Raw genomic sequence first — 5,799 nt, 5'->3', positions numbered from 1 at the left:
TCAGAATCTTTATCCAGTGCTGGCTTGAGACGGAAATTAAAAACCTCTTGCCATACCTCTACTCCATACTGGGATACAAAATTTGTCTCCAGTTCTTTGAACCAACCGTTTACCTTTGCTTCTGGCAAGCGCAAAACAGGCTAACTCTGTTTTTGCTGCCGACCAATCCCTTGGATCTGTTACCGGATCAAACTCTTCTTTATCTGAGTTGTTTGATTGGCTTTCGTTGGTCATGCTTTGATTCGTTAATAGGGACTGAGACTAGGTACGGTTAGGCTCACAAATTTTCACCTGCTTGATCTGCGAAAATTTTAACAATAGCCAAGGATACTGGGCTTTTTGGTACAATTTTTCTTTACGCAAGCGTCTCAACCACAGTACCTACCAAACAAGCTTTATTCAAATTAACGCCGCTCAAATTTGCACCTTCCAACTCTGCACAAAGTAAATTCGCTCCCGTCAAATTCGCCCCTGCCAAATTCGTCCCCCGCAAGTCAGCTTCTTCGAGATTTGCTTCACTCAACAACGCCCCTTGCAAATCAGCGCGACTCAAGTCTGCACCTTTGAGATTTGCCCCAGTCAGGTTTGCACCGCGCAAGTCAGCACCGCGCAAGTCAACGCCTTGCAAGTTCACATTCATTAAATTGGCACCACTCATGAAAGCACCCACCAACGACACATCGCTAAGTCTTGCTCCCATCAAGTTAGCGCCACGCAAATTGCTACCCCGCAAGTCAGCGCCCGTTAAATCTGCTTGCATCAAATTTGCTCCCATCAAATTCGCCCGTAAGTCAGTTTCTTGGAGGTTGGCTCCCATCAAATTTGCCCCCTCCAAATGCCCACCTTCGAGTTTAGAACCAGCGAAATTAGTGCCGACAAGGGTAGCGCCAGCAAGATTAATCCGGCTTAAATCCAGTCGGGAGAGTTCCTCGTCTTCTAAATTTGCCCCTGGAAGTTGTTTGAGTTTTCCTAATCTAATCGCTTCAATATTCATGTAAAGTAACTACTAATCTCCTCACTTATCTTGCTGTGCCGATCCCATTGGGAATCAAGTATCCAGATGCCGGCGCTGAGTTTGGGTGTCATCAAGGGTAAATCGAGTCCTTGTTGTAAACCCATAACTAACAAAGCTAGGGTATCTACAAGTTTAGGATCAAAGCGGGTAGATTGTTGCTGTTTGCACTCATCTAAAGCTTGAGTAAATATCTGTTCCCGGCTTAGATTTGACGACTTTCGCTGATTTAACCGCCACTGAAAATCTGCCAATAATGCCAAAATTCTCGACTCTAGGGGAATTTCATCTCCAGCTAAACCTGCTGGTTCCCCTGAGCCATTCCACCACTCGGTTTGGTGAGTGATAATTTGGGCAACTGCTCGCAGTCGTGGCATGGTTCGCAATACTTGCGCCCCAGGTACTAAGGGACACGTTAAGGGAGAACTGGGGGCATCTTCTTGGTAGCGTGTGGATATACCGCCAGTGAGAACGCTTTCGGCTTTTTGTAATGGATCTATGCGATGTAACAAAGCCGCTAGCCGCAATCTCTTAATTTGCCATGCGGGAAGATCCAAAAGCTGCGCGATCGCTTCAGCAAGTACCACTACTTCCGCAGCTGCCATTTGATTGTTCACATCTGCCACATCCATCAATTGCGCCATCCGCAAAAAGGCTTGGATTTCGTTAGAAACCAAGTTACGATCTAGCGTTTGTTGCCCAAGGGCTGTTGGTATGGATAAATTATCTTGCCCAGTCTGGAGATAATCTACGACACGGGAGACAACTGCACTCAAATTTTCTAATCTGTCAGTAGATGGGATGATTTGCTGTTTATCGGCTGTGAGCTTTTCCGCTAGTTCTGGGTTGTATTTTTTGATGTGAGCGATCGCTATTTCTGCTGTCTCTTGCACTAACTCTGGCTCAAATGTCCACAAACCATAGAATTTCCGCTCTAAGTCTGATGTCGGTACTCCAGTGCTGCCATAATCTGCTTCAGATAATTCTTGACAAATTACCATTGCTGTGTATTTTGGCGATAAAATAATTAAGTGCCACTCCTGAGCTACTGAATCAATTGCATTTAATCCTACTAAGTCTACATTGGGTAGCTGGCTAGTAGGATGTTCAGCAAAGCCAGATTCGGCGGCAGCCATAATCACAATTTTGCGGCTGCGCTGGGCGATATCTGCATATCGTTGAGCTTCTTGCAGATACCATTTACCCTGTTGAAAGGCTGAGATGACCAGGGGTGTACTGTCGTCGGTTAAAATATGGTCTTCTAGAGCGTGGCACAGGGCAACTAGGGTATTTTTGTAGTAAACACCGAATCGAATTGGCCTGGTAGTATGGCGATGGGCTGTTTCTAGCTGTTGTAGGATTGAACCTTCTAACATGGGTTTTGGTAAAAATAACCGCAAAGGAGCAGAGGAGCCAGTGCGTTGGGTGGGTTTCCCGACTTGTTCGCGCAGCGTCTCCCCTTCTCCTAAAGGGAGAGGCTAGCGCCAAGGGAGAAGCAACTGGGGTGACACAGAGGAAGAGAGCGGAAGAAATTCAGAGTTCGTGTTTTTTAGGATACACCAGCTAACTGTTTTTCTTTCATCTCTATTGGTGCTGTAAGTGCTGCTTCTAAGTCAGCACAACCCAGCTTTTCTTCTAAAATTTTCATGACTTCGCGTCCGAAATCGTTCGGGTTTTGTTGCCAAGCTTGCAAGCAAACTTCTCCAAAGAATGAACCAAGGGGTTCAGGATTCCAGAGGAGTTTTTTGGCTGTCCACGGCATCAAACTCATTGGATCATACCCTGGTTTGAGGATGCCTTCTTTAAAAGCATATTCTTCTAAATGGGTATGGGGTTGGAGTCCAATAAAGAAAATGGCCGGTTCGACTTTATCAGCACCAAAAATCTTTTCTAGTTCCCGGTGGTAAGCAATAGTTTGGCGGATGGTTTCGGGACGTTCGTCAATGACGTTAAAGGAGTAGTTGACGGAAACTAAGTCATTGAAACCAGCTGCTTTTAAATCGCGGCAGTTTTGCAAGACGGTTCGCAGGTTATACCCCATCCGCATTTTCCGCACGAGTTCTTGAGAACCACTGGTAATCCCGATTTCAAAGTAGTTCATCCCGGTTTTCGCCATCAAGTTGCACAACTCTGGTGTCAAATTGTCGGCTCTAATGTAAGCTGCCCAGTGGATGTCTGTCATACCAGAATCGACGATTTTTTGCAAGAGTTCTATGGCATCGTCGATAAATTTTTTCGCTGGGATGAATTGGGCATCGGTAAACCAGAAATTGCGAATGCCGCGATTATACAATTGGCGCATCTCAGCAACTACTTCATTTGCTGGGTTGATGCGTACTTGTTTACCTTCGACAACAGTATAGACGCAATAGCAGCAGTTGTGAGGACAACCGCGCTTAGTTTGCACACCTATATAAAAATCTTGCTCTTGGAGGTAATAGTTAAATTCCGGCCAGATGCTTTCGATATAGTCGTAGTTACAAGCTGTTTTTTCTACTGGGGTGGGTTGTTCGTGAATTAGCCCTTTCCGTGGTTGAGTTTCTCCCGCAACGTAACAGCGTTCATCTCGAAAATCTCTGCCACTTAAAAGTTTTTCTAGTAGGGTTTCGCCTTCACCGACAGAAATAATTGCTCCTTGAGGTAAGCTTTTACCCAACTGTTCATAAAATACACTAACTGCACCACCACCTACAACTACACGGGCATCAGAATTATATTTTTGGGCACGCTTTAAACCGCGTTTGATTAAGCCCTGATTCTGCCACAATTCTACATAGTAAGCGATGAAGATACGTAAACCGCCCAATCCCCCACGTAGTTTCAATAAAGGATTTTTAGCATAGTAAAATTCAAAGGCGTTTTGTAGTGGGTTGCCACCACGCCCACCAACTGGGGCATAGATTTGAATATCCCGCCAAGAAAATACTAGGAGTGTCGGTTTAAATTCATCAATACAGCGATCCAATGCGGTAGCGTAATCTAAAGGTGGCACTGTTCCCAAATCAAAGATACGCTGTTCAATATTCGGAAACTGTTTGTGAACGTGATCGCTCAGGTAGACAACCCCAATAGGAAAGATAGGGTTACAAGGAAGGCGAACGTAAAGAATTCGATTTTCCATCATAGGTATTTTGACTTCCATCTTGCCAATCTTTGGGGAAAGCGAGATAAATTCCACTTTTAAGGGGTGTTTTTGTTTTGGCTGCTCTTAAATTTCTGACAATCTTGCTTGACATGGAAGGCGATTATTGATAAGCGTGAAACTTTTGTTCCCAGATTTAGGAATCAATTAAATTGCTTTGCATACCAAAGGCAGGCTATCAAGAGAGGCTTTATGAAGACATTTTTCATATAGCTTTACGATAACATTGAGTTTATTCATTAAGCGATGATCCCAGGCTTTTAATCGTGGAATCGATGAAACACAAAAATACACTCCTGAACTAGGCTGAAGCTAAGGTGATCTTCATCATATCTATCCTGTATTTATCTGCCCTAAAGAAGTTAAAGCTTTTTTGCCAGAAATTAAAAATTCAAAGATGTTTACATATTGTAAAATTGCAGACAAAGCATAAATATTTACAAAATTTTTATAACCTACGATATATCTTTAGGTAGAAAAAATCTACTAAAGAGTTGAGTTGGTAGTCGGAGCTACAACAATTGGGGATCGGGCAATGTTAGGCTTGGCTAGTGTAATGTAAAATTGTGGCGTAAAGCTCCTCAGCAGTTATGGCTCAAATATTAGATCCTCTACCACCTGAGCAATCGGGAAAAATTCTCTGCTGCTACATTAATGCCACGAGCAAAATACAGGTAGTTCGCATCTGCAATATTCCCAACTGGTACTTTGAAAGGGTTGTTTTCCCTGGACAACGTTTAATCTTTGAAGCTCCGCGAAAAGGTCAGATGGAGATTCATACAGGGATGATGGCAAGTGCAATTTTATCCGATAAGATTCCGTGCGATCGCCTGATGCTGCCCGAACCCGACACTTATGAGTTTGATGCAGACTCATCAAATGCAAAAGAGCCTATTAATACTAAACCAATGGTGCAGCAAATTAATACAAAAATTGGAGATACTACAAAACCTTTACAAATCGTTGGTTTAGCATCGGTTGATTAAAAAAAACAATTTTACTAAATTTAAGGGTTGCTAATTCAGCAGCCCTTTTTGTTTATTATTTATGGGGCATTGGGCACTTGTACTGACTTGTACTGAGCGTTCGCGTAGCGTCTCGTAGAGAAGTCGTTGGCGCAGCCTAAGAAGAGAAGTATTGGGCATTGTTATTTTCCTTGTCTCCCTTGTCTCCCTTATCTCCCTGCTCCCCCACTCTCCATTACAATCATTGTTATGAATCTGCCTTCATTTATTTGGTTGTGGAAAATAGCCGCCTGGTCTATGGGGTTGTCCCTGCTGGCATATCTAATGTTAGCATTCACCGGCGTTTGGATGTTTCGGGCGAGAACTTCGCACCAATTCCCTTTAATTACTTCATTTGTGGGCGGAAATAGAGAAGTGCGATCGCTCCACTATACAATGGGCATCAGCATGGTAAGTTTAGTCTTATTACTGCTAGCGATCGGCATTGTTGGCACTTTCGGTCACTTTGGTTCGTTGGGACACTCGTCACATCTAATCGCTGGATTGATAGTGGTAGCATTAGTTTTAGTATCTGCTTTCAGTGCCACACAAATTAGTGCTAGACGACCTTGGGCTAGACCTTTACACATCGGCGTAAATATTATTCTCTCTCTAGGATTTGCCTGGGTATCCTTTACTGG

At 43.7% G+C, this 5,799-nt stretch carries 6 protein-coding genes; 2 read left to right on the top strand and 4 right to left on the bottom strand.

Going from position 1 to position 5,799, the window contains the following annotated elements; translation table 11 throughout:
- Nucleotides 1-355 precede the first annotated feature (355 nt).
- From ACYTXL_RS25970 to ACYTXL_RS25960, 3 genes are all read right to left on the bottom strand, one after another.
- Nucleotides 356-994 (bottom strand): pentapeptide repeat-containing protein, encoded by a 639-nt coding sequence (locus ACYTXL_RS25970; RefSeq protein WP_461927212.1) that lies wholly within the window; start codon nt 992-994, stop codon nt 356-358.
- Entirely contained in the window at nt 991-2,388 is a 1,398-nt protein-coding gene (locus ACYTXL_RS25965; protein ID WP_461927211.1) for a DICT sensory domain-containing protein, read from the bottom strand. The genes ACYTXL_RS25970 and ACYTXL_RS25965 overlap by 4 nt, the downstream gene beginning before the upstream one ends.
- A 173-nt stretch (nt 2,389-2,561) precedes the next feature.
- Nucleotides 2,562-4,154 carry a photosystem II high light acclimation radical SAM protein gene (locus tag ACYTXL_RS25960; protein WP_461927210.1) on the bottom strand — a complete coding sequence of 531 codons (1,593 nt, stop codon included), beginning with the start codon at nt 4,152-4,154 and terminating at the stop codon, nt 2,562-2,564.
- Between the two features lie 590 nt (nt 4,155-4,744).
- Here ACYTXL_RS25960 and ACYTXL_RS25955 point away from each other — a divergent pair.
- Entirely contained in the window at nt 4,745-5,140 is a 396-nt protein-coding gene (locus ACYTXL_RS25955) for a DUF1830 domain-containing protein (RefSeq protein ID WP_461927209.1), read from the top strand.
- Nucleotides 5,141-5,170: 30 nt separating this feature from the next.
- Here ACYTXL_RS25955 and ACYTXL_RS25950 read toward each other — a convergent pair whose 3' ends face one another.
- The gene (locus ACYTXL_RS25950; RefSeq protein ID WP_461927208.1) at nt 5,171-5,299 is read right to left on the bottom strand and encodes a hypothetical protein; all 129 of its coding nucleotides are present in this window, start codon (nt 5,297-5,299) and stop codon (nt 5,171-5,173) included.
- Nucleotides 5,300-5,368: 69 nt separating this feature from the next.
- On the opposite strand from ACYTXL_RS25950, the gene ACYTXL_RS25945 reads away from it, so the two are divergent.
- The coding region (locus ACYTXL_RS25945) for a DUF4079 domain-containing protein (RefSeq protein WP_461927207.1) at nt 5,369-5,799 on the top strand (431 nt) is incomplete at its 3' end.

This window comes from Nostoc sp. (assembly GCF_054880495.1).
This window is presented reverse-complemented; position numbering and strand designations above follow the sequence as displayed.

Coding starts and splice junctions, on each gene's coding strand:
- ACYTXL_RS25950 (WP_461927208.1), bottom strand. CDS start 5,299: ATGCCCAATACTTCTCTTCTTAGGCTGCGCCAACGACTTCTCTACGAG.
- ACYTXL_RS25965 (WP_461927211.1), bottom strand. CDS start 2,388: ATGTTAGAAGGTTCAATCCTACAACAGCTAGAAACAGCCCATCGCCAT.
- ACYTXL_RS25955 (WP_461927209.1), top strand. CDS start 4,745: ATGGCTCAAATATTAGATCCTCTACCACCTGAGCAATCGGGAAAAATT.
- ACYTXL_RS25970 (WP_461927212.1), bottom strand. CDS start 994: ATGAATATTGAAGCGATTAGATTAGGAAAACTCAAACAACTTCCAGGG.
- ACYTXL_RS25960 (WP_461927210.1), bottom strand. CDS start 4,154: ATGGAAGTCAAAATACCTATGATGGAAAATCGAATTCTTTACGTTCGC.